The 21,207-nt window shown below is 72.6% G+C and carries 16 protein-coding genes; 3 read left to right on the top strand and 13 right to left on the bottom strand.

Annotation, left to right across the window (positions count from 1 at the left end; all coding sequences use genetic code 11):
• Nucleotides 1-472 precede the first annotated feature (472 nt).
• On the bottom strand, nucleotides 473-1,480 hold the full coding sequence (locus tag ACFVS9_RS21675; RefSeq protein ID WP_383118336.1) for a stage II sporulation protein M: 1,008 nt from the start codon (nucleotides 1,478-1,480) through the stop codon (nucleotides 473-475).
• 118 nt (nucleotides 1,481-1,598) lie between these two features.
• On the opposite strand from ACFVS9_RS21675, the gene ACFVS9_RS21680 reads away from it, so the two are divergent.
• Nucleotides 1,599-2,561, top strand: coding sequence for an RDD family protein (locus ACFVS9_RS21680; protein WP_389934593.1), 963 nt, complete (start codon nucleotides 1,599-1,601; stop codon nucleotides 2,559-2,561).
• 102 nt (nucleotides 2,562-2,663) lie between these two features.
• Here the strand turns inward: ACFVS9_RS21680 and ACFVS9_RS21685 are convergent, their stop codons facing one another.
• The 9 genes from ACFVS9_RS21685 to ACFVS9_RS21725 all read right to left on the bottom strand — a co-directional run bounded on the left by ACFVS9_RS21685 (nucleotide 2,664) and on the right by ACFVS9_RS21725 (nucleotide 13,213).
• The gene (locus ACFVS9_RS21685; protein WP_389934597.1) at nucleotides 2,664-3,299 is read right to left on the bottom strand and encodes a hypothetical protein; all 636 of its coding nucleotides are present in this window, start codon (nucleotides 3,297-3,299) and stop codon (nucleotides 2,664-2,666) included.
• Between the two features lie 125 nt (nucleotides 3,300-3,424).
• Nucleotides 3,425-4,882, bottom strand: a complete 1,458-nt coding sequence (gene ahcY, locus ACFVS9_RS21690; protein WP_383118333.1) for an adenosylhomocysteinase — start codon at nucleotides 4,880-4,882, stop codon at nucleotides 3,425-3,427.
• A gap of 261 nt (nucleotides 4,883-5,143) precedes the next feature.
• Nucleotides 5,144-6,133: a cation diffusion facilitator family transporter gene (locus ACFVS9_RS21695; protein WP_383118332.1), complete on the bottom strand. Its 990-nt coding sequence runs from the start codon at nucleotides 6,131-6,133 to the stop codon at nucleotides 5,144-5,146.
• 87 nt (nucleotides 6,134-6,220) lie between these two features.
• Entirely contained in the window at nucleotides 6,221-7,444 is a 1,224-nt protein-coding gene (manA, locus tag ACFVS9_RS21700; protein ID WP_389934601.1) for a mannose-6-phosphate isomerase, class I, read from the bottom strand.
• 58 nt (nucleotides 7,445-7,502) lie between these two features.
• Nucleotides 7,503-8,639, bottom strand: coding sequence for an SIS domain-containing protein (locus tag ACFVS9_RS21705; RefSeq protein ID WP_389934604.1), 1,137 nt, complete (start codon nucleotides 8,637-8,639; stop codon nucleotides 7,503-7,505).
• A 40-nt stretch (nucleotides 8,640-8,679) separates the two neighbouring features.
• Nucleotides 8,680-8,862 carry a Trm112 family protein gene (locus ACFVS9_RS21710; protein ID WP_383118329.1) on the bottom strand — a complete coding sequence of 61 codons (183 nt, stop codon included), beginning with the start codon at nucleotides 8,860-8,862 and terminating at the stop codon, nucleotides 8,680-8,682.
• Between the two features lie 426 nt (nucleotides 8,863-9,288).
• A complete protein-coding gene (locus ACFVS9_RS21715; RefSeq protein ID WP_383118328.1) occupies nucleotides 9,289-10,656 on the bottom strand; it encodes a phosphomannomutase/phosphoglucomutase in 1,368 nt (455 codons plus the stop codon).
• A gap of 61 nt (nucleotides 10,657-10,717) precedes the next feature.
• The gene (locus ACFVS9_RS21720) at nucleotides 10,718-12,334 is read right to left on the bottom strand and encodes an L-lactate permease (protein WP_389934609.1); all 1,617 of its coding nucleotides are present in this window, start codon (nucleotides 12,332-12,334) and stop codon (nucleotides 10,718-10,720) included.
• 507 nt (nucleotides 12,335-12,841) lie between these two features.
• Entirely contained in the window at nucleotides 12,842-13,213 is a 372-nt protein-coding gene (locus ACFVS9_RS21725; protein WP_053929176.1) for a DUF3499 domain-containing protein, read from the bottom strand.
• 322 nt (nucleotides 13,214-13,535) lie between these two features.
• On the opposite strand from ACFVS9_RS21725, the gene ACFVS9_RS21730 reads away from it, so the two are divergent.
• On the top strand, nucleotides 13,536-13,964 hold the full coding sequence (locus ACFVS9_RS21730) for a metallopeptidase family protein (RefSeq protein ID WP_383118326.1): 429 nt from the start codon (nucleotides 13,536-13,538) through the stop codon (nucleotides 13,962-13,964).
• A 21-nt stretch (nucleotides 13,965-13,985) separates the two neighbouring features.
• Here the strand turns inward: ACFVS9_RS21730 and ACFVS9_RS21735 are convergent, their stop codons facing one another.
• From ACFVS9_RS21735 to ACFVS9_RS21745, 3 genes are all read right to left on the bottom strand, one after another.
• Entirely contained in the window at nucleotides 13,986-15,527 is a 1,542-nt protein-coding gene (locus ACFVS9_RS21735; RefSeq protein ID WP_389934612.1) for a DUF5719 family protein, read from the bottom strand.
• A complete protein-coding gene (locus ACFVS9_RS21740; RefSeq protein WP_389934615.1) occupies nucleotides 15,524-19,441 on the bottom strand; it encodes a glycosyltransferase in 3,918 nt (1,305 codons plus the stop codon). Before ACFVS9_RS21740 ends, ACFVS9_RS21735 begins: the two co-directional genes overlap by 4 nt.
• A 274-nt stretch (nucleotides 19,442-19,715) precedes the next feature.
• Nucleotides 19,716-19,979, bottom strand: a complete 264-nt coding sequence (locus ACFVS9_RS21745) for a WhiB family transcriptional regulator (protein ID WP_031093859.1) — start codon at nucleotides 19,977-19,979, stop codon at nucleotides 19,716-19,718.
• 656 nt (nucleotides 19,980-20,635) lie between these two features.
• Here ACFVS9_RS21745 and ACFVS9_RS21750 point away from each other — a divergent pair.
• Nucleotides 20,636-21,127, top strand: a complete 492-nt coding sequence (locus ACFVS9_RS21750; protein WP_383118629.1) for a cysteine dioxygenase — start codon at nucleotides 20,636-20,638, stop codon at nucleotides 21,125-21,127.
• Nucleotides 21,128-21,207: the final 80 nt, after the last annotated feature.

Here is a 21,207-nt window from a genome sequence, read left to right on the forward strand (position 1 = left end):
TCACCGGGGCCCTCCGGGCGCTTCCCTTCGTTCTTGCGTTTCCGACTCTATCAGACTCTTTCGTGTCCGATTCCCGGCCGAAGCGGGTTCGTGCTTGTTTCGCTTTCCAGTTCTTCGCTTTCGCGTTTCCCTTTCCGGCGAGTCCGACTTTACCAGACTCTTTTCCGTTCCGTTTCCGGTCCGAATTCGATTCCAGCGGCCTGCGGAGTGGCCTTTGCCTTTCGGCTGACTCGACTTTATCAGAAGCAATTCGGCCGAAGCGAATCCGGCTGTCTGCTTGAAAGAGAAGAATCGATCGGCTCTGCGAAGACGATGTCCTCTGCACGAGCGAGATGAACTTTAGACGTTCATGCCCGGGCTGTCCAGCCCGTTGCAACCGTTAAAATCTACCTCCCCACGCGAACCGTGTCAACAGTTTTTTGTGGGCGACCAGGAGACTAGCAGGTCAGCGGCCGTGCATGCACATCGGCTCTCAGGCTGCGGTGGGAAGCTCCGCGCTGCGTTCCCCGGCATCGACGTCCCCCGTGTCCCCGGCACGGGCGGCCCGGCCTCCGAGGATGTAGACGTAGGCGAGAAAGGCCAGCTCAGCCGCGACACCGATGGTGATGCGGGCCCAGGTGGGAAGGCCCGACGGGGTGACGAAGCCTTCGATGACGCCTGACACGAACAGGACCAGCGCCAGACCGATGGCCATGCCCAGGGCGGCCCGGCCCTGCTGGGCCAGGGCCGCGCGCCGGGTGCGGGGGCCCGGGTCGATGACCGTCCAGCCGAGGCGGAGGCCCGTGCCCGCCGCGACGAAGACCGCGGTCAGTTCGAGCAGACCGTGCGGGAGGACGAGTCCCAGGAAGGTGTCCAGCCGGCCGACGGAGGACATCAGCCCGATCCCGACGGCGAGGTTGAGGACGTTGACGAAGAGGATCCAGACGACCGGCAGGCAGAGGAAGGCTCCCAGCACCAGGCACATGGCCGCCGCCTGGGCGTTGTTCGTCCAGACCTGGGCGGCGAACGACGCTGCCGGGTGGCTGGAGTAGTACGTCTCGTACTCGCCGCCGGGCCGGGTCAGCGCGCGCAGGTCCTCCGGAGCGGCGATGGACGCCTGCACCTCGGGGTGCGTGCCGATCCACCAGCCGATGACGGCCGCCAGCAGTACGGAGAGCACCGCCGTGGGTATCCACCAGTGGCGCGAGCGGTAGACGGCCGCGGGAAAGCCGGCGGTCAGGAAGCGTGCGGCGTCGCGCCACGACGCGCGCCTCGTCCCGGTCACCGTGGAACGCGCCCGGGCCACGAGCTGGGTGAGGCGAGCGGTCAGCACGGGGTCGGGGGCGGTGGACCGGATCAACGACAGGTGGGTGGCCGTGCGCTGGTAGAGGGCGACGAGTTCGTCCGCCTCCTCACCTGTCAGGCCGCGCCCCCGGCGCAGAAGATGGTCCAGGCGGTCCCACTCGGTGCGGTGGGCGGTGACGAAGACGTCGAGATCCATGGTCGGCTGCTGCTCCAGGCATGGTGCGTACGGGTCCGTACAACGGCGGTGCGCTGCGGGTCAGCTTGGCAGACTGGGATACCGACGGGCAGAGAAGGGCGGCGAGGGGTGGGTGGCGATGGATGAGCTCGTGACCGGAGACGCGGTCGTACTGGGGTTGCGGCCCGCGAGGCTGCCGAGCCGGGCGTTGGCGATCGCCATCGACCTCGCGGTGCTCCTGGCAGTGTTCGTCCTGCTGTCGGTCGGTCTGGCCGTGGCGACCGTGACGCTCGACGACGCGGCGGCGGCCGCTGTCGCCGTCGCCACGTTCCTTCTCGTGCTGGTGGGCGGGCCCGTGTCGGTCGAGACCCTCAGCCAGGGCCGTTCGCTCGGGAAGCTCGCCTGCGGACTTCGTGTGGTGCGGGACGACGGCGGCCCGATCCGGTTCCGGCACGCGCTCGTGCGGGGAGCGATGGGGGTGGTCGAGATCATGGGGACGTTCGGAGTGGTGGGCTGTATCGCCTCGCTGGTGTCCGCCCGTGGCCGTCGGCTGGGTGACGTGTTCGCGGGAACGCTCGTCGTGCGCGAGCGGGTACCGGCCGGCCGGGGCGTCGCCGTGCCGCCTCCCCCGCCCTGGCTCGTGGGGCGCTTCGCGCAGCTGGACCTCTCGGGCGTACCCGACGGCCTCTGGCTGGCCGTACGGCAGTACCTGACGCGGATGAACCAGCTCGACGCGACGGTGCGCGGGTCCCTGGCCGAACGGCTCTCCGAGGACCTCGTCGCGCGGACGGGCGTTCCTGTTCCGCCGGGGGTGCCCGCGGCCGCTTACCTGGCGGCGGTGGTGAACGAGCGGCAGGCGCGGGACGTCCGGCGGATGTCCGCCCCGGCGGCCGGACGCGGGGACCGGGTACCGGAGCCCTCCGCCCCGGCCGTACCCGTGCCCCGGGAGCCCGCCGGTGACCGCCCCGTGGGCGGCCCACCGTCGGGGGACGGTGCCGGTACGACGGCCCCACCCGTCCTGTACGAGAAGTCCGGGGCGGGCGGAGCGAGGAAGGACGGGGACGGGGCGCGGGCCTCGACCGGGTTCGCCCCGCCCGCCTGAGCGCCCCGCCGCCTCAGGGCCGCCGCCCGCCCCGGCGCACTCGCCCGGGCTCCGGCGCGGGTGCCCGGAGTTCCGGCCCCGCCCGGGTACCCGACTCCGCCTTCAGGCCGCCCCGCCGGCCGGGCCCGGCATGGCCGAGGGCGGGGATTCGAGGTGTTCCAGCTCCATGCCCGGCGCGGCCAGCACCACGTCACCGGCGAGGTGGACGGTGTGCTGATCACCGGTGTCCAGTGCGTTGACCTGGTACTCGTCCACGATCAGGGGCCCGTTGTCAGTGGCGTGCGCTTCACTGTTCAGCAGAGACCAGGACTGGTCCACGGTGAGGGGGGCGAGAACCGGGTCCGTGAAGGTGACCAGACGGACACGGGTCGCGGGGGAATCGGGGGTGAGGCGCAGGAGCCGGGCCGTGGCGATGAGGAAAGCGGGGGATGCGCCGGAGAAGGTGTGGGCGCGGACATTGCCTTCGGTGGCATGGGTGCCGGTGGGATCCGTCCGTACCCAGGTGACCCCGTCGAGGGCGGCGCCGCGGATCTGCCAGCTCGCGGCGTGCAGTTCGAGACGGATGGGACGGCCGAGTTCGTCCAGGGCCAGATCGACGGAACCCAGGTGGGCGCCCGAGGGGGCCGTGGTCTGGGAGACGTAGCGCCAGCCTGACGGGCCGGGCGCGCAGTGGAAGTGTTCTTCGCCGAGGGGGGAGTGGTCGTGGACATCGTGGAGCGAATAACGGCCGCGGGGCATGGGGTCCTTCGGGTTCCTCGGGCTGTGCGGGTGCGGTAACGGGGCAGGCCCCCGGCACGGGGGTGCGGGGGCCTGCGCTCGGACCTGCTGCTGAGAGCCGCGCCGGCCGGTGGCCGACGGGCCGCTCAGTAGCGGTAGAGGTCCGACTTGTACGGGCCCTCGACCGGGACGCCGATGTAGTCGGCCTGCTCCTGACGCAGGGTCGTCAGCTTCACACCCAGCGCGTCGAGGTGGAGGCGGGCGACCTTCTCGTCCAGGTGCTTCGGCAGCACGTAGACGTCGGTCGGGTACGCCTCGGGCTTGGTGAACAGCTCGATCTGGGCCAGGGTCTGGTCCGCGAACGAGTTGGACATGACGAACGACGGGTGACCGGTGGCGTTGCCGAGGTTCAGCAGGCGGCCCTCGGACAGCACGATGAGGACCTTGCCGTCCGCGAACGTCCAGGTGTGGACCTGCGGCTTGACCTCGTCCTTGACGACGCCGTCGATCTTGGCCAGGCCGGCCATGTCGATCTCGTTGTCGAAGTGGCCGATGTTGCCGACGATGGCCTGGTGCTTCATCCGGGCCATGTCGGAGGCCATGATGATGTCCTTGTTGCCCGTCGTCGTGACGAAGATGTCCGCGGTCTCCACCACGTCGTCCAGCGTCGCGACCTGGTAGCCGTCCATCGCGGCCTGCAGGGCGCAGATGGGGTCGATCTCCGTGATGATCACCCGGGCGCCCTGGCCGCGGAGGGACTCGGCGCAGCCCTTGCCCACGTCGCCGTAGCCGCAGACGACGGCGGTCTTGCCGCCGATCAGGACGTCGGTGGCGCGGTTGATGCCGTCGATCAGCGAGTGGCGGCAACCGTACTTGTTGTCGAACTTCGACTTGGTGACGGCGTCGTTGACGTTGATCGCCGGGAAGAGGAGGGTGCCGTCGCGGTGCATCTCGTACAGCCGGTGCACACCGGTCGTGGTCTCCTCGGTCACACCGCGGATCTCGGACGCCAGCTGGGTCCACTTCTGCGGGGACTCTCCGAGCGTGCGGTTCAGCAGGGTGAGGATGTGGGCGTACTCCTCGCTGTCCGCGGTCGACGGGTCCGGTGCCTCGCCGGCCTTCTCGAACTCGACGCCCTTGTGGACGAGGAGGGTGGCGTCACCACCGTCGTCGAGGATCATGTTCGGACCGCCGGTGGGCGTGTTCGGCCAGGTCAGGGCCTGCTCCGTGCACCACCAGTACTCCTCCAGGCTTTCGCCCTTCCAGGCGAAGACCGGGACGCCGGCGGGGGCGTCCGGGGTGCCGTTCGGGCCGACCGCGATGGCGGCCGCGGCGTGGTCCTGGGTGGAGAAGATGTTGCAGGAGGCCCAGCGGACGTCGGCGCCCAGGGCGACGAGGGTCTCGATGAGCACGGCGGTCTGCACGGTCATGTGCAGCGAGCCGGTGATCCGGGCGCCGGCCAGCGGCTGCGTGGCGGCGTACTCCTTGCGGATCGACATCAGGCCGGGCATCTCGTGCTCGGCGAGGGTGATCTCCTTGCGCCCGAAGGGGGCGAGGGAGAGGTCGGCGACCTTGAAGTCCTGGCGATTGGCGGCCGTCGTCATAACGGGCTGCTCCTCGTGGTGGGTCGAGGGTGGGATGGCTGGCTCTGCGGCGGCCACGGGCACACGAATGCCCGGGCGATCCGCAGTGCAGTCCGTCGGAGGCCCTCTCTCCCTCGGCCGGCCCGCGCGGCGGACCGATCGACCGCCATCAGCAGCGACGTCTGGTACTGCCCCGAATCTACACCGAACGGCCCAGCGAGCCCCAGCCCGCCCGGGCGGCGGGGTGGTTCGCTGGGCCGTTCGGGGCTGATCCTCGGCGGGTCAGTGGCCGGATCCGGACGGGTCGTCGTCGGGGGACGCGGCGTCGGTCTTGCCCGGGTTGGTGCCGGCCGCGGCGGCCGCCTCGTTGTAGAGGTCGGGCTCGAGGTAGATGACCCGGGCGATCGGGACGGCTTCGCGGATCCGGTTCTCGGCGGCGTTGATCGCCTCCGCGACCTCGGCGGCGGACTCCTCGGCCCGTACCGCGATCTTGGCGGCCACCAGCAGTTCCTCGGGGCCGAGGTGGAGCGTGCGCATGTGGATGATGCGGGTGACGGTGTCGCCGTCGACCACCGAGGCGCGGATCTTCTCGACGTCCTCGATGCCGGCCGCCTCGCCGAGCAGCAGCGACTTCGTCTCCGCGGCGAGGACGATCGCGATCACGATCAGCAGGATGCCGATGCAGAGGGTGCCGATGCCGTCCCACACCCCGTTCCCGGTGCCCACCGCGAGGCCGACGCCTCCGAGGGCCAGGACCAGGCCGACGAGCGCGCCGAAGTCCTCCAGGAGCACGACGGGGAGCTCGGGGGCCTTGGCGCGCCGGATGAACTGCGTCCAGGACAGCTTGCCGCGGGTCTGGTTGGACTCCGCGATGGCCGTACGGAAGGAGAAGCCCTCGGCGATGATCGCGAAGACCAGCACCCCGACCGGCCAGTACCAGGCCTCCAGCTCGTGCGGGTGCTTGATCTTCTCGTAGCCCTCGTAGATCGCGAACATGCCGCCGACCGAGAACAGCACGATGGACACGAGGAAGGCGTAGATGTACCGCTCGCGCCCGTAGCCGAAGGGGTGCTGGGGGGTCGCCTCCCGCTGGGCCTTCTTGCCGCCGAGCAGCAGGAGCCCCTGGTTGCCCGAGTCCGCCAGTGAGTGGACGCTCTCCGCCAGCATCGATGACGAACCGCTGAAGAGGAACGCCACGAATTTGGCCACTGCGATCGCGAGGTTGGCGGCGAGAGCCGCCACGATCGCCTTGGTTCCGCCTGACGCGCTCATGGGTGCCTGGTGTCCCTTCATCGGTGCCGCGGCACTCGCGCCGCGTTACGGCGGGACATTGTTGCAGCCGTCGGTGCGGCCCGTACGTCAGACCACCACGGTCGCCCGGAAGACCGTTCCCGTACCGGTGACTTGGACCGTTTCGTCCGCGGGTACGAACACCGATTCGCCGGGCGCGAGGGCGATCTCCCCTGCCCGGGGCGCGCCCGCGGTGCAGAGCAGGATCTGCGGGGTGCCCGCCGTCAGGTCGACGGGGGCTCCGCCGGGCGGCAGGACGTAGCGCGACAGACGGAACTCGTCGACCGGCGTCTCGTACAGCTCCTCGCCGCCGGGCGAGGCCTCCGGGCGCAGGATCGCGGGCTCGCCGGCCTCGAACCGGACGATGCGCAGCAGTTCGGGGACGTCGATGTGCTTGGGGGTCAGGCCGCAGCGCAGCACGTTGTCGGAGTTGGCCATGATCTCGACCCCCAGGCCGCCGAGATAGGCGTGCGGGACACCGGCGCCGAGGAACATGGCCTCGCCGGGCTGGAGTTGTACGTGGTTCAGCAGCATGGCCGCGATGACACCGGCGTCGCCGGGGTAGTGGCGGGCGATCTGGGCGTACGGGGCGTGCGCGCCGCCGAGCCGTTCCGCGGCCTCGGCCGCCTCGGCGACGGTGTGCTCCATCTCCTGCGGATCCGCGCCGAGGATCGCCGTGAGGACCTCCCGCAGGGCGCCTTCCTCGGGGCGGGCGCGGAGCAGGTCCACGTACGGCTTGAGGGAGTCGACGCCGAGGGCGGCCATCAGGTCGGCGGCCTCGGCGGGCCTGCGGAAGCCGCACAGTCCGTCGAACGGCGTGAGCGCGCAGATCAGTTCGGGTTTGTGGTTGGCGTCCTTGTAGGTGCGGTGCGGCGCGTCGACGGGAACGCCGCGGCGCTCCTCGTCGGCGTAGCCCCGCTGTGCCTGTGCGAGGTCGGGGTGGACCTGGAGGGACAGCGGTGCGCCGGCCGCGAGGAGTTTCAGGAGGAAGGGGAGGCGGGGGCCGAAGGCGTGGACGGCCGCGGAGCCGAGTTCGCGCTCGGGGTCGGCGGCGATGACCTCCGTGAGGGAGAGCTCACCGGTCCGGGAGCCCGTGCCGGATCCCGCTGCGTCCGTCTCGGTGTGCGCGGCGCCCGGTGCGGCGGGGCGGGTGAGGCGCGAAGGGGCTCCCGGGTGGGCTCCCATCCACATCTCGGCCTGCGGTTCGCCGGTGGGGGTCGTGCCGAGCAGCTCGGGGATGGCCGTGGTGGACCCCCAGGCGTAGGGGCGCACGGTGTTGGAGAGCCGGTCCATGGAGATGTGTCCTCGTGTCGTGCGCGGGGGCGTGGGGGTCCGGGGGATGCGCGGGCGGTCAGGCCCGGTTGTCGGATGCCAGGGAGGCGTAGACGGCGGCGAAGTCGGTGACCGCGAGGAGTTCGGCGAGGGTTTCGAGCTCGCTGCCCTCCTCCGGTTCGAGTTCGCTGATGGCCGTGTCGTGGCTCAGGGCCAGTTCGCGGGCGGCGGGGCCCGCGGTCAGGCCGCCCGCCGGACGGTCGCGGAGCAGGACGACCCGGGCGCGCATGGCCTCCGGCTCGTCCACCCGGTCCCGGAAGAAGTCGTCGGGGTCGCCCCCGGCCGCGAACGCTCCGGCGAGCAGCCCGCCGTGGGAGGGCAGGGCCTGCGGCAGCTCGGCCACGAGGGCGGGGCGGCCGGCGAGCTCGGCCAGGACGGCGGCGAAGCGGCGGCCCACGGGGCCGGCGGCCTCTCCTTCCGTCCAGACGAGGGGCAGGCTGTCGGCGAGTTCCGAGGCGAGGGTCTTGGCCGGGTTGCTGTACGTGGCGATGGCCGGTCCGCAGCGCTCGGCGGTGCGGTCGAGGCGGTCGGCGACCTTCTGCAGCGTCTCGGGGGTCGCGTCGATCAGGCCCACCCGGTCGAGGAGGGCGAGCAGCGGGGTGAGCAGGGCCCAGAGCGTGCCGGGGCCCGCCGCCGAGGTCTCGGCGTCGTACTCGCCGTGCGGGGCGGCCGCCATGGGCACGACGAGTCCGTGGATCCCGTCGACGGCCTCGCGCAGCGGGGACCGGACGGGTGCGACGGCGACGACCGTGCAGCCGCGGCGGTACGCCTGCTCGGCGAGCCGTGCGAGGCCCGGTTCCGAACCGTCGGCCGTGGCGATGAGCAGCAGGTCCACGGATCCTGCCCACCCGGGCAGCGCCCAGCGCAGCGCTCCGGCCGCCGCGGCGACCCCGGTGGGACGGATCGCGGTGACGGGCGCGGAGGCACCCGCGAGGGCGCCGATCAGGTCGGCGACACCGGACGCCGCGGTACCGGGGCCCGCGACGAGGACGGCGCGCGGCCGTCCTTCGGGGGCCAGCGCGCCGACGCCGGCCTCGGCCGCGTGCCGGGCGGCGGTGCGGACGCGGGCTCCGGCCTCGGCGGCACCGCGCAGCAGACCTCGCCGGTCCGCTCGGGCCAGGGCTTCCGGTGCGTCGAGCAACGACTCGTCGAGCATGGTGGTGGGCCTCCGATCACCGTGCTGATCAGGGTGCGGGTTACGCGGGGCGGCGGGCCTCGTCGACGAGGAGCACCGGAATGCCGTCCCGGACCGGGTAGGCGAGACCGCAGTCCGCTCCGGTGCAGACCAGCTCGGGGCTTTCGTCCGCCGACCTGTCGTCGAGCCCGGCGTGGCAGGCCGGGCAGGCGAGGATCTCCAGGAGGCCGGCTTCGAGCGGCATGGGGTGGGTCCCTTCAGGCATGCGGTGCGGATCCGGTCCGGACCCGGTTCGGGTCCGCGGAGCGCGGGGCGTGGTCAGCCTACCGCCGTGCCAGGGGGGTCGCGGTCCGGCGGGGCCCCGCCGGACAGGGCATCCGTCAGCGGCGCGCGTACGCGGACCGCACGGGCGTCGCGGGTGCTCGTCGGCGGCCTCCCGGCGAGGCGCGGCACCCCTGGCGCCGGCCGGCGAGGCGCGGGCCCGTGGTGCCCGCGTCCACGCGGCGTGTGCCCGTGGTGCGCTCCCACACGGCGCGTACCCGTGGATCCGGCGGGCACACCCGGGGCGACGGGCCGCGGGCGCTCACGCTGCCCGTACCCGTACCCGTGGCCGCGCCCGGGGGCCGGTTCCTGTCGCTGTGTGTCCCCGCACCCACCCGGCACGCCCGGGTCACGCGCGGACGCGTGCGAGGACCTCGTCGCGGACCGCGGCCATGGTCCTCTCGTCCCGTGCCTCCACGTTCAGGCGCAGCAGCGGTTCGGTGTTGGAGGCGCGGAGGTTGAACCACCAGTCGGGCCCGGTCACCGTGAGGCCGTCGAGCTCGTCGAAGCGCACGTCGTCGCGTCCCTCGTACGCCGCCCTGATCGCGGCGAGGCTGGCCGCCTGGTCGGCCACGGTGGAGTTGATCTCGCCGGATCCCGCGTAGCGGTCGTACCGGTCCAGGAGTCCGGAGAGCGGGCCCTCCTGACCGCCGAGCGCGGCCAGGACGTGGAGGGCGGCGAGCATCCCCGTGTCGGCGTTCCAGAAGTCGCGGAAGTAGTAGTGCGCCGAGTGCTCGCCGCCGAAGATCGCGCCGTGCTCGGCCATCTCGGCCTTGATGAAGGAGTGCCCGACACGGGTGCGGACGGGGGTTCCGCCGTTCTCACGGACGACCTCGGGCACGGACCAGGAGGTGATCAGGTTGTGGATGACGGTGCCGGAGCCGCCGTTGCGGGCCAGTTCGCGGGCGGCGACCAGGGCCGTGACGGCGGACGGGGACACGCCCTCGCCGCGCTCGTCGACCACGAAGCAGCGGTCCGCGTCGCCGTCGAATGCGAGCCCGAGGTCGGCGCCCTCGGCGAGGACGCGGGCCTGGAGGTCGACGATGTTCTTCGGGTCGAGGGGGTTGGCCTCGTGGTTGGGGAAGGTCCCGTCGAGCTCGAAGTACAGGGGTACGAGGTCGAGGGGCAGCCCCGCGAAGACGGTGGGGACGGTGTGGCCGCCCATGCCGTTGCCCGCGTCCACGACGACCTTGAGCGGCCGGATCCCGGAGAGGCCGACGAGGCCCAGCAGGTGCGCGGCGTAGTCGGCGAGGGTGTCGCGCTCGGTGACCGTGCCCGGGGCGGTGGCGGTCGCGGCGGGCAGGCCGTGCTCGGACCACCGCTCGACCAGGGTGCGGATCTCGGTGAGGCCGGTGTCCTGGCCCACCGGTGCGGCCCCGGCGCGGCACAGCTTGATGCCGTTGTACCGCGCCGGGTTGTGCGAGGCCGTGAACATCGCGCCGGGCAGGTCCAGCGCCCCGGACGCGTAGTACAGCTGGTCCGTCGAGCAGAGCCCGATGAGGGTCACGTCCGCGCCGCGCGCCGTCGCGCCGCGGGCGAAGGCGGCGGCCAGGCCGGGCGAGGAGGGCCGCATGTCGTGGCCGATCACGATCGCGTCCGCGTCGGTGACCTGGACGAAGGCCGCGCCGAACAGTTCGGCGAGCGGCTCGTCCCACTGGTCGGGCACGACTCCGCGCACGTCGTACGCCTTCACGAGCTGCGACAGGTCAGCAACCACGGCCGGTCCTCCTGGGATCTTTACGGACCGCCCAAACTACCCGGCTCCCCCGGGCCCGCGGTCAGGGGAGCATCCAGCCCAGCAGCGCCGTGCTCTGCGCCATCACGACCAGGCACATCACCAGGAGCAGGCCGAGGCTCCAGGGCAGGACCTTGCGCAGCAGATCGCCCTCCCGTCCCGCGAGGCCGACGGCGGCGCAGGCGATCGTCAGGTTCTGGGGCGAGATCATCTTGCCGAGCACTCCCCCGGAGCTGTTGGCGGCGGCGAGGAGTTCGGGCGAGAGCCCGGACTCCCGTGCCGCGGACACCTGGAGGGCACCGAAGAGGGCGTTGGCGGAGGTGTCGGAGCCGGAGACGGCGACGCCGAACCAGCCCAGCACCGGGGAGAGGAAGGCGAGTCCGGCACCCGCCGCCGCGACGGACTGGCCGATGGTGGCGGCCTGCCCCGAGAGGTTCATGACGTAGGCGAGGGCGAGCACGGACGTCACGGTCAGGATCGCGTAGCGCAGTTCGTGCACGGTGGCGGCCCACTCCCGCGCCGCGGTACCCGCCCGTACGCCGATCACGGCCGCGGTGACCAGACCGGCGAGCAGGACGAGGGTGCCTCCCGTGCCGAGGAGGGGGAGCGAGAACGTGTTGGCCCCGACCGGTCGGCCGTCCGGTCCGGCGACGTCGAGGAAGGGCCAGTCGAAGACCCGCGTCGCCTCGGCCAGCAGCCGCTTGACGGGCGGTATCTGGGCGATCGAGAAGACCGCGACGATCAGGGCGTAGGGGGCGTAGGCGCGCAACACCTCGCGGCGCGGGTCCCGGGTGTCCAGGTCCTCGCTGCGCACGCCCGTCAGCACGGCCGCGCGTACGGGTTCGTCGGCGGGCCTGCGGGCGGCGGGAACGGCGATCAGGGCGCCCGCGCCGACCAGCGCCGCCGCGATGTCGGCGAGCTGGGCGGAGACGAAGTTGGACGCGGCGAACTGTGCGACGGCGAACGCGACTCCGCAGACGAGCGCGGGCATCCAGGTCTCCCGGAGCCCTCGCCTGCCGTCCACCAGGAAGACCAGGATCAGGGGGACGACGAGCGCCAGCAACGGCGTCTGGCGGCCGACGACGGTGGCGACGTCGTCCAGCGGCAGGCCGGTGACCTGCGCGAGCGTCACCACGGGGGTGCCCATGGCACCGAAGGCGACGGGCGCGGTGTTGGCGACCAGGGAGACGACGGCGGCCTTCACCGGGTCGAAACCGAGCGCGACGAGCATGACCGAGCAGATCGCGACGGGAGCGCCGAAGCCGGCCAGCGCCTCCAGGAGCGCGCCGAAGCAGAAGGCGATGACGAGCGCCTGGATGCGGGGGTCGTCGGAGACCCGGCCGAAGGAGCGCCGCAGGATGTCGAAGTGCTGTGTGCGGACGGTCATCCGGTACACCCAGAGGGCGTTGACGACGATCCACATGATGGGGAAGAGCCCGAACAGGACGCCCTGGGCCCCGGCGGACAGGGTCTGCCCGACGGGCATGCCGAACGCCAGCCACGCGACGAGCACCGCGACGGCGAGCCCGATGAGCCCGGCGCGGTGGGCCTTCATCCGGACGGCGCCGAGCAGCACCAGAACGGTCACCAATGGCAAGGAAGCGACAAGAGCGGACAGGGCGAGCGAATCGGCTACGGGTTCGAGTTGCTGGACAAACACACAGACCTCCCCGGATTCCGTGATGCGGAAGCGATCTCTCACGGGTGGGGGAATGGTCGTGTCCGCGACAAGGCACCGTCAATGCTCCGTACCGGAAAACTTCCGCGCGGCGCCCTCGGGCCGCGGACGCGACGCGTGGGACAGCTGATGCAGCGGGGGCACCGGCCGCGTACGCGGGACAGCGCGCCGGAGGATCTGCGGGCGGGACGCCAGAAGCCGGCGGACGGATCGTCAGGGTGCGGGCGGACGGGCGCCGGACAGCCGAGGGGGGAGGTCGGCGAGCCGGCGGGCAGGGGCCGGGCAGCCAGCAGGGGGTGGCAGAACAGCCGACGGGCGGAAGGCCGGACAGCCGACAAGCAGGGGCCGGACAGCCGACGGACGGGAGCGTCGGAGGTTCAGGGCACCAGCGGTCGAGTTTCGGCACGTCGGCCGGCGGAACGTCAGGGCAAACGTCAAGGCGTCGGCCGGCGGAACGTCAGGGCGCCGGCAGGCGGGGGCGCCGGAGGTTCAGGAGTCCGGGGAGCGCAGCACCCGCAGGTGCCCGCGGCGCGCGACCTCCACCGGGTCCGCCGCTCGTGGTCCCCTGCCGCCCTGCTGCCGGTCCTGGGGCCGGGCCGCCTCGCGCACGGCGTTGGCCAGCGCTTCGAGATCGTCACCGCTGGGGCGCGTGGGAGCGGAGGGGTCGGAGAGCCGGACGACCTCCCAGCCGCGTGGCGCGGTGAGCCGCTCGCCGTGCTCGGCGCAGAGGTCGTAGCAGTGGGGCTCGGCATAGGTGGCGAGCGGGCCGAGGACCGCGGTCGAGTCGGCATAGACGTACGTCAGTGTCGCGACGGCGGGACGGCCGCACGCGGTTCGCGAACAGCGACGTACAGGGCTCACGATGTTGGACGGTACCGCACTCTTGAGCGGGCTGCGACGACTCTCCCCCGGCTCACCCCCTCGTGTCGGCCCGTGGACCGGGTCCTACGGGGCTCCCGCACAACCGTCGCGACCTGCGGGAAAGCCGGTGCCGACCGGTGCTCGCGGGCCGCACCGGGGCCGCCGGAGGGAACCTGAGCGGTCGTCGGGCGAAGGGTCCGCGATCGGACCGGGGGCCGGAACCGCACTCGACTCTGGCCGGAATGTTCATTACGCGCCATCCGGCGGACCCGCGGGGAAGCCGTGATCGTCCCGGCCCGAGGAGGGTTACGCTGCGTCGGTGATGGACAGTCCCGTACCGCCCCTCCCGCCCGAGCCCCGCCCCCGGCGCCGCGACCGTCACGGCCGTGGCATGCGCGGACCGGTCGCACCGCCCCAGGTACCGCTGTCCGTCAGCAGGGCCGAGAGCTTCCGCGACCTCGTCCAGGACTCGGTGGAGCGGCTGGAGCGGCGCTGGCCGCAGCTGTCGGACGTCGACTTCCTCGTGCTCGACGTGCCGGGTTCGCTGGAGGACACCGTGCCGCTGGGGCGGGCGCTGTCCGCCGCCAAGGGCCGGCCCGCCCAGATCGTCGTCTACCGGCGGCCCGTCGAGATCCGCACCAAGAACCGGGACGAGCGCGCCCTGCTGGTGCACGAGGTCGTGGTGGAGCAGGTCGCGGAGCTGCTCGGCCTCGCGCCCGAGTCGGTCGACCCGCGCTACGGGCAGGACTGAGCCCGCCCGTAGCGCGCGCCCTCAGTCGTCCAGGACCGACAGGTCCTGTTCCACCGCGGGCACCTCGACCGTGCCACCGTCGTCCGGCAGCGTCTGCACGGTGAACATGTCGACCCCGCCCTCCGGGACCGTGAGGGTACGGGCGGCGTGCACCGGTCCGCCCGACTCCGTCTCCACCGTCAGGGCGTAACCGCCCTTCAGTCCGGTCGGGACCTCGGGGGTGACCTCCAGCGTCGTACCGCCCTTGACCGTGTACGTCTTGACGGTCGCCTCACCGCCCTCGCTGCCCGCCGACGCCGTGACCTTGACCTTCGCCGTTTCGCCGGGTGCGGCCAGCGAGAGCACCGAGCCCTTCGCACGGTTGTCGGCGACGCTCGCGCGCTCGCCAACCGGCCCGGTCGCCGGGATGAACGCGACCTCCTGCTTGGCGCCGGTGCCCCGCACCACGCGGAGCGCGGCGACCACCGGGGTCGTGCTGCCCTCGGCGGGCGACAGCCGGATCGAGCCGGGTTCCCCCCGGGTGACGTCCTTGAGGTCGACGCTCGCGGTCATCCGCGACTTGATGTGCAGGGTGTCGTTGCCGGCCGGCGAGAACGCCGCGTTCTTGCCGAGGAGTTGCACCTTCACATCAGCGTCGGCCTCCCCCGGTGCGAACGCCACCAGGCGTACGGAGGTGGCGTCGGCGGGGATCCCGGGAAGGATCTGCGTGCTCGCCGGGTCCGCCGACCTGGACAGCCAGTCGCTGCCCACCCCGTCCTCCGCGGCGCTCACGACGGCGCCGACGCGCCCGCTCCGGGTGGTGACGTGCACGGTCACGTTCTCGGCGGCCTCGTTGGTCAGGGTGGAGATCAGCATCGGGACGCTCGACCTCGCCGGGACCGTGATGCCCTCGCCGACATCGGACTTGAGGGCGCCCTCGGCGCCGAACAGCTCGATGTCCGCGACGGCGGCGGTGTCGTCGGGATTGGTCAGGTGGACGTAGTCCTGGCGGGACTTCCCGGTGCTCGCACCGGGGAACCAGAAGTCCGTGTCGGGGGCGGTGCAGCTGACACCGAGCAGCCCGCGGGCCCCGCCTGCGGCGGTCATGGTGGTCTGCTGCGCGGTCCAGCCGGGGGCGAACGCCCCCGTGGCGGTGCCGATCAGCGCGGGAGCGTCGGACTTGGAGGTGTCGGCGGTGGCCGCCTTGCCGGTCTCCTTGAGGGAGAGGACGGGCTTGCCGGCCGTCGCCTTCTCCTTGTCCGCCCCGTCCTTCTCCTCCTTCTCCTCGTCCTTGCCGGCCGGCTCGCCGTCGTCCGCCGGAAGGGCTTCCGCCGGCTCCAGCTCGGCGGCACCGGCCTCCCCGCCGCCGCCCTCCCCCGCCGGGGTGAAGGACGTGTACGTCGTGTCGGCCAGGTCGGAGGTGCTCGGCGCCGGGCAGAGCAGGCTGGAACGCTCGACGGGGAGCCGGACGGCCGCCTTCGCCTCCGTCACGCCCTCGTCGCCGGGCGCGTTGAGCGCGGCGAACCCGGTGACGGCGGCCAGGGCGACGACGCCCGCGATGAGGGACAGGGGGGTGGACTTCACTCGGACTCGCCTCGCGATGCGTTGCCGTTGCCGTTCGGCCACGGGCCCTGGCCCGGGGTCGTGTTCTGGTCGTGCCCGTCACGCCCGTCGTACGGGGCGGCCTCGCCCGTCCCCGTGGGGTAGGGCTGCTGCTGGGCGTAGCCGTACGGGTCGTAGGCACCCTGCTGCTGGTACGGGTCCTGCTGGTAGGGGTCGGCCTGGTAGTACTGGCCGGCGTCCTGCCCGCCCTGGTACTGGCCGTAGTCGGCGCCCTGGTACTGCTGCCGCGCGTCCCAGTCCCCGTAGTTCTGCTGCGGGACGGCCGCGTACGAACCGGTGCCGCTCTGGTCGTCCGGGACCGCGGCGTACGAACCGGTGCCGCCCTGGTCGTCCGGGACCGCAGCGTACGAACCGGTGCCGTCCTGGCCGCCGGGGACCGCCGCGTACGAACCCGTACCGTCCTGGTCCCCCGGCACGGGGCCGTACCCGTCCTGGCCCCCCGGGACGGCCGCGTACGTGCCGGTGGCGTCCTGGGATCCGGGGGCCGCCGCGTACGGGTCGGTGCTCTGCTGCGCCGGGATGTGGTCGCCCGGCGCCTGCTCCGGAGCACCGGCGGCTTCGCCGTATCCGTCCTCCGCACCCGTGGCCTCGTCGCCCGAGGCCGCCGCCTCCGCCTGGGCTGCCGCGCGCAGCCTGCGCGCCCGGCGGCCCTCGCCCTCGACCGGTTCGGCCGGGACGGCCTCGGTCTCCTCGGGCAGGTCGTCGTCGATGTCCTTGCGGCGGCCCGGCAGGGCGAGCACCACCAGGACGACACCGAGCGCCACCTGCGCCCAGACCCATGCGGTGTGGGTGAACGGCGCGTCGAACGTCAGGTCCAGGGTGCCGCCCTCGGCGGGGAGTTCGAAGCCCTGCGCCCAGCCGTCCACCGTCCTGGGCGTCAGCGCCCGGCCGTTCAGCGTGGCCTGCCAGCCCGGGTCTGCGGCGTCGGCGACGCGCAGGATCCGGCCGGAGTCGCCCTCGGGGATCGTGGTGTGCGCCTCGACGGGGAGCGATCCGACGGGTACCGGTACGGCGCCCTTGCCGGAGGGGACGATCGCGAGCCGGGAGACCTGGCGGTCCACCCGCCACAGGGCGCTCCCGTCCAGCTGGCTGAGCCGGCTCAGGCCCGGGGTCGAGTCCAGCACGCGGCTCATCTCGCGGGGCGACCCGTCCCGCACCAGGACGTAGCGGACCGCGAAGCCGCTGAGCTGGCTGCCCTGGTCCGCGCCGGAGCCCGCGACCAGGTTGGCGACGACCTTGTCCAGGTGCGTGTTGCCGCCGCCCGCCTCGGTGAGCTCGGCGTCGCCCAGCCGGGCACCCGATCCGCGTACCAGGCTGTAGGACACGGCGGCCGGTGACGTGCCCCCGAGCACCAGGGTGCGCGCCTGGTCGCGGGTGCTGCTCTCCTCCGCGACGAAGGCGGGCACCTGCACGGGATCACGGCGCTCCAGCGGACCGGCCGCACCGCCGATCATCCAGCCGACGGCGGCGACGACGGGGGCCAGTCCGGCGGCCAGGGCGATCAGCGCGGCGACCGGCTGGCGCCAGCCGAAGCTCAGCGCGGCGACCCGCACCCGGGCGCCGTCCGCGCCGAGCAGCGCGGCGGTCAGCAGCGCGACGCCGTAGACGAGGGTGGCGGGTCCCGCCCAGGTGGAGCCGTTGGAGATCCCCGCGAAGACCAGGGAGACGAGCACCACGACCCAGGCGGCACGGATGGCGAACTGCCGCTCGCCCCGCAGCAGTGCGGCCAGCGCCGCCAGCACGATGCCCAGCAGCAGGACACCGCCCGCGGCCTTCGGGCCGCCGGGGCTGATGCCGAGCAGGTCGACGGCGGACGCCGTGCCCGCGCCGATGTCGAGCCCGGCCTCCTTCAGGAAGCCGGACGGGCTGCTCAGCAGGGTCAGCGACCAGGGGGCGAGGACCAGGAGCGGAGTACCGGCGGTGGCCAGGAAGCGCAGCCCGTAGGCGGCGATGTCACCCCGGCGCAGCACGAGCACCCCGACACCGAGGACCACCGCGAGCGGCCAGACGACCGGGGTGAACGCGGTCGTGACGGTGAGCAGCAGGGTGTACGCCCAGGTGGCGCGCCAGCTGCCCCGCGCGGTGGATCCGTCGCCCCGCAGCCCGTGCGCGGCGACGGCCGCGCGGGCGATCAGCGGGAGCAGGACGGCGAGGACGGCGGTGCCGAGCCGGCCGGTGGCGAGCGCTCCGGTGGCCGCGGGCAGGAAGGCGTACGCGACGCTCGCCCAGGCCCTCAGCAGCCGGGACTCGAGCAGCGGCCGGGAGGCGAAGTACGCGGTGAGCCCGGCGAGCGGGACGGAGCAGACCAGCAGGAGGGTGAGCGCGAAGCCCGTGGAGCCGAGGAACAGCGCCGACAGGGCGGCGATCATCCCGAGGTAGGGCGGAGCGGACTGGGTGCCCCCGGTGCCGACGGTGTGCCAGCCGTCCGCGAAGCGCCCCCAGAGGTCGGAGACGTCGGCGGGCGCGGGCAGCAGTGCGCCGCCGGCGAGGGCGCCGCTGGTGAGCAGCCCCCGGCAGGCCACCAGCGAGACGACGAGGAGGAGCGCGAAGAGGACGGGGCCCGGCTTGCGGCCGACCTTCTTGAGCCGGGCGAACTGTTCGACCTCCAGGAAGTCGGCGTCGTCCCCGCCCGGTCCCGACTCGACCGCGCCGTGCCGTGAGCCGGATTCGTCCGCCGAGTTGCCGAAGTTGCCGGCGACCTGTTCGACGGTGGCGCGGACCGTGGCACCCGGCGGCGGGAAGAGCGACCGCAGCTCGGCCGCGTCCACGGCCCCTCTGCCGCGCGCGCGGCGGGCGGCGACGATCCGCCCGGGGCGCAGCAGGGTGCCGAAGAGCCCGGCGACCTCGTCGAGCGCCTGGCCGGGGGCCTTGCCGACGAGGTAGGCGAGGGTGCGCAGCAGGGTGCCGACGACGAGGCGGAGGAGGGACCACGGCAGCTGCTTGCCGCGGGCGTTGACCAGCATCGTGTAGACGGCGCCCGCCTTGTCGACGCGGTGCGGGCTCGCTACGGAGCGTCCGGCGCAGTCGATGGGGCGGCGTTCCCTGGCGGAGGCCTCGGCGTGCCGCAGGACGGCGTCGGGCGCGACGAGCACCCGGTGGCCGGCCATGTGGGCGCGCCAGCAGAGGTCCACGTCGTCGCGCATCAGCGGGAGCCTGCGGTCGAAGCCGCCGAGCTCCTCCCAGACGTCGCGGCGCACCAGCATGCCCGCCGAGGAGACGGAGAGCACGGTACGGACCTGGTCGTGCTGGCCCTGGTCCTGCTCGCGGCGGTCCAGTCCGGTCCAGCGGCGCCCGCTGTTGGCGATGGAGACGCCGACCTCGAGGAGTTGCTTGCGGTCGTACCAGCCGCGCAGCTTGGGTCCGACGATCGCGGCGTGCTGGTCGTTGTCGACGACGCGGAGCATCTCGGCGAGCGCGTCCGGCTCGGGCGCGCTGTCGTCGTGCAGCAGCCAGAGCCACTGGACGGGTTCGCCGTGCGGGAGCTCCGGCATGTCGTACGCGTCGTCGCGCCAGGTGCGGGTGACCGGGTCCCAGCCGCTCGGGCGCTTCAGGTACGGCAGGTCGTCGGGGGTGAGGACACCGGCCGAGCGGGTCGCCTCCTCGACCGCGGTGCCGAAGCTCGTACGCCGCGCGAGGTGGAGGACGCGTTCACCGCCGAGTGCCTCCGTGACCAGACGGGCGGAGTCGTCGGCGCTGCCGGTGTCGGCGGCGACGACGCTCTGCACGGGGCGCTCCTGCCCGAGCAGTCCGCCGAGCACGTGGGGCAGCCAGCGTGCGCCGTCGTGCGAGACGAGCACGGCGGTGACGACGTGCCGGGGGAACTCTGGGGCGGCGGCGGCCTCGTTCGGCGCCGCCGAGTGGCTGTGCACGGACATCGGGGTTCGGGCCCTCCGGCCGGGTCCGGAGGGGGTTCCCCCCGGGGGCTGCATCGGTGTACACGCGCGCCGCGGCGGGGCGTTGGCGCGTCTCTCGGACGGGGCCCCACACTAACGGTACGGATGTCCGCCCCGCGCCGAGCGGTTGACCGGCGGGAACGCGGACGGCCGGAGATGCCGGAGATGGCCGGACATGCCGATGGCCCGGGGGCCGCACCCGTACGACGGGTGCGGCCCCCGGGCCATCGCGCTCCCGGCGTCCGGGGACGCCGCGTCAGATGGCGGCCTTCTTCAGGCGCCGCCGCTCACGCTCGGAGAGGCCGCCCCAGATCCCGAACCGCTCGTCGTTGTTGAGGGCGTACTCGAGGCACTCGGACCGCACCTCGCAGGCGAGACAGACCTTCTTGGCCTCGCGGGTGGAGCCGCCCTTCTCAGGAAAGAAGGACTCCGGATCGGTCTGGGCGCACAGCGCGCGCTCCTGCCAGCCGAGCTCTTCGTCCGCGTCCTCGACCAGCAGTTGCTGGAACAGCTCGGTCATGTGCGCCCCTCGTCTGTCTCTTGCGTCCCCGTGATGCGGCCGTTATCGATGCGGCCGAACGACACGAGTGAAATTACAAGTGTGTAGCTTCGGGCCAGTCAAGCGAAGATCTGCTATTGGCCTCGGTATTCACTCTGCGGAACCAAGCGTATGCGGAAAGTGTTCAAATCACCAAAAACCTGACATATGCCGTCGGGGTCGCTCTCCGTCACTTCTCAACGAGTGGGACGAGCGGGGCCGCCGCGATGTTTCGATTCGATCACTGAAGCGACCAAGATCACAGTAGGGTCACGAGCCCTCGACCGTGTTTACGGGCACGACTGATGCGCCACCTTGCCGCTCGGACAGGAGCCAAAACCTTTCTTCAACCCCTTCAACCGGATGGGGTGAAACATTGCCGCCAAATGGGGCAGTGAGTTGACAGAACGCACACCGTGCCGGTCTCCTTGACTTCATGCCAGCGACCGCAGCGATGTACACGACCCACGTCCGTGGGTTCCGTACCGCTGTCCAGGCCCGCTGTTGCTGTTCCAGCTGTCACAGCTGTTGAGCCGTAGCGCTCCAGCTCTGATCCAGCCTTCTGCCTTCCCCACCGCATTCCGGTCCCCGCGACACCCCACGTACGCGCATCCACATGCCGAGGAACCACCGCACCCATGAACAGCGACAGCGACCTCTCCATCGCCGGCGACATCCTCGAGGTCCAGCACCTCCTCCGGCCGGCCCGCCCCCACCCCTCCACCGTGTCCGAGTTCGTCGGACTCGCCCGCTCCCTCGCCGCCGACCGCGACCGGTGGGCCCCGCTCGTCCGGTTCGACACGACGACCCGCTGGTACCACCGGCTGCGGACCGGCCCGGGCTACGAGGTGTGGCTGCTCAGCTGGGTCCCCGGCCAGGGCAGCGGACGCCATGACCACGGCCTGTCCTCCGGCGTACTCACCGTGCTGGAAGGCGAGTTGACCGAACACACGGAACGCGGGACGCGCACCCTGGGCGCGGGCGCACAGCGCGTCCTCGCCCCGGGGTACGTCCACGAGGTGGTCAACGACGCCCTCGCCCCGGCCGTCAGCCTGCACGTCTACTACCCGGGCCTGACCGACATGCCCATGCACGCCTCGCAGAGCGCCCCGGACGCCGTGTCCGCCTGAAGCCCCACCACCACCCCACGATCGACAGGCTCCGCCCGACAGTCCCACCCGCCGCCCACCACCACCCCACGATCGACAGG

Origin of the sequence: Streptomyces sp. NPDC058008 (assembly GCF_042886395.1) — a bacterium.
Lineage (GTDB): Bacteria > Actinomycetota > Actinomycetes > Streptomycetales > Streptomycetaceae > Streptomyces.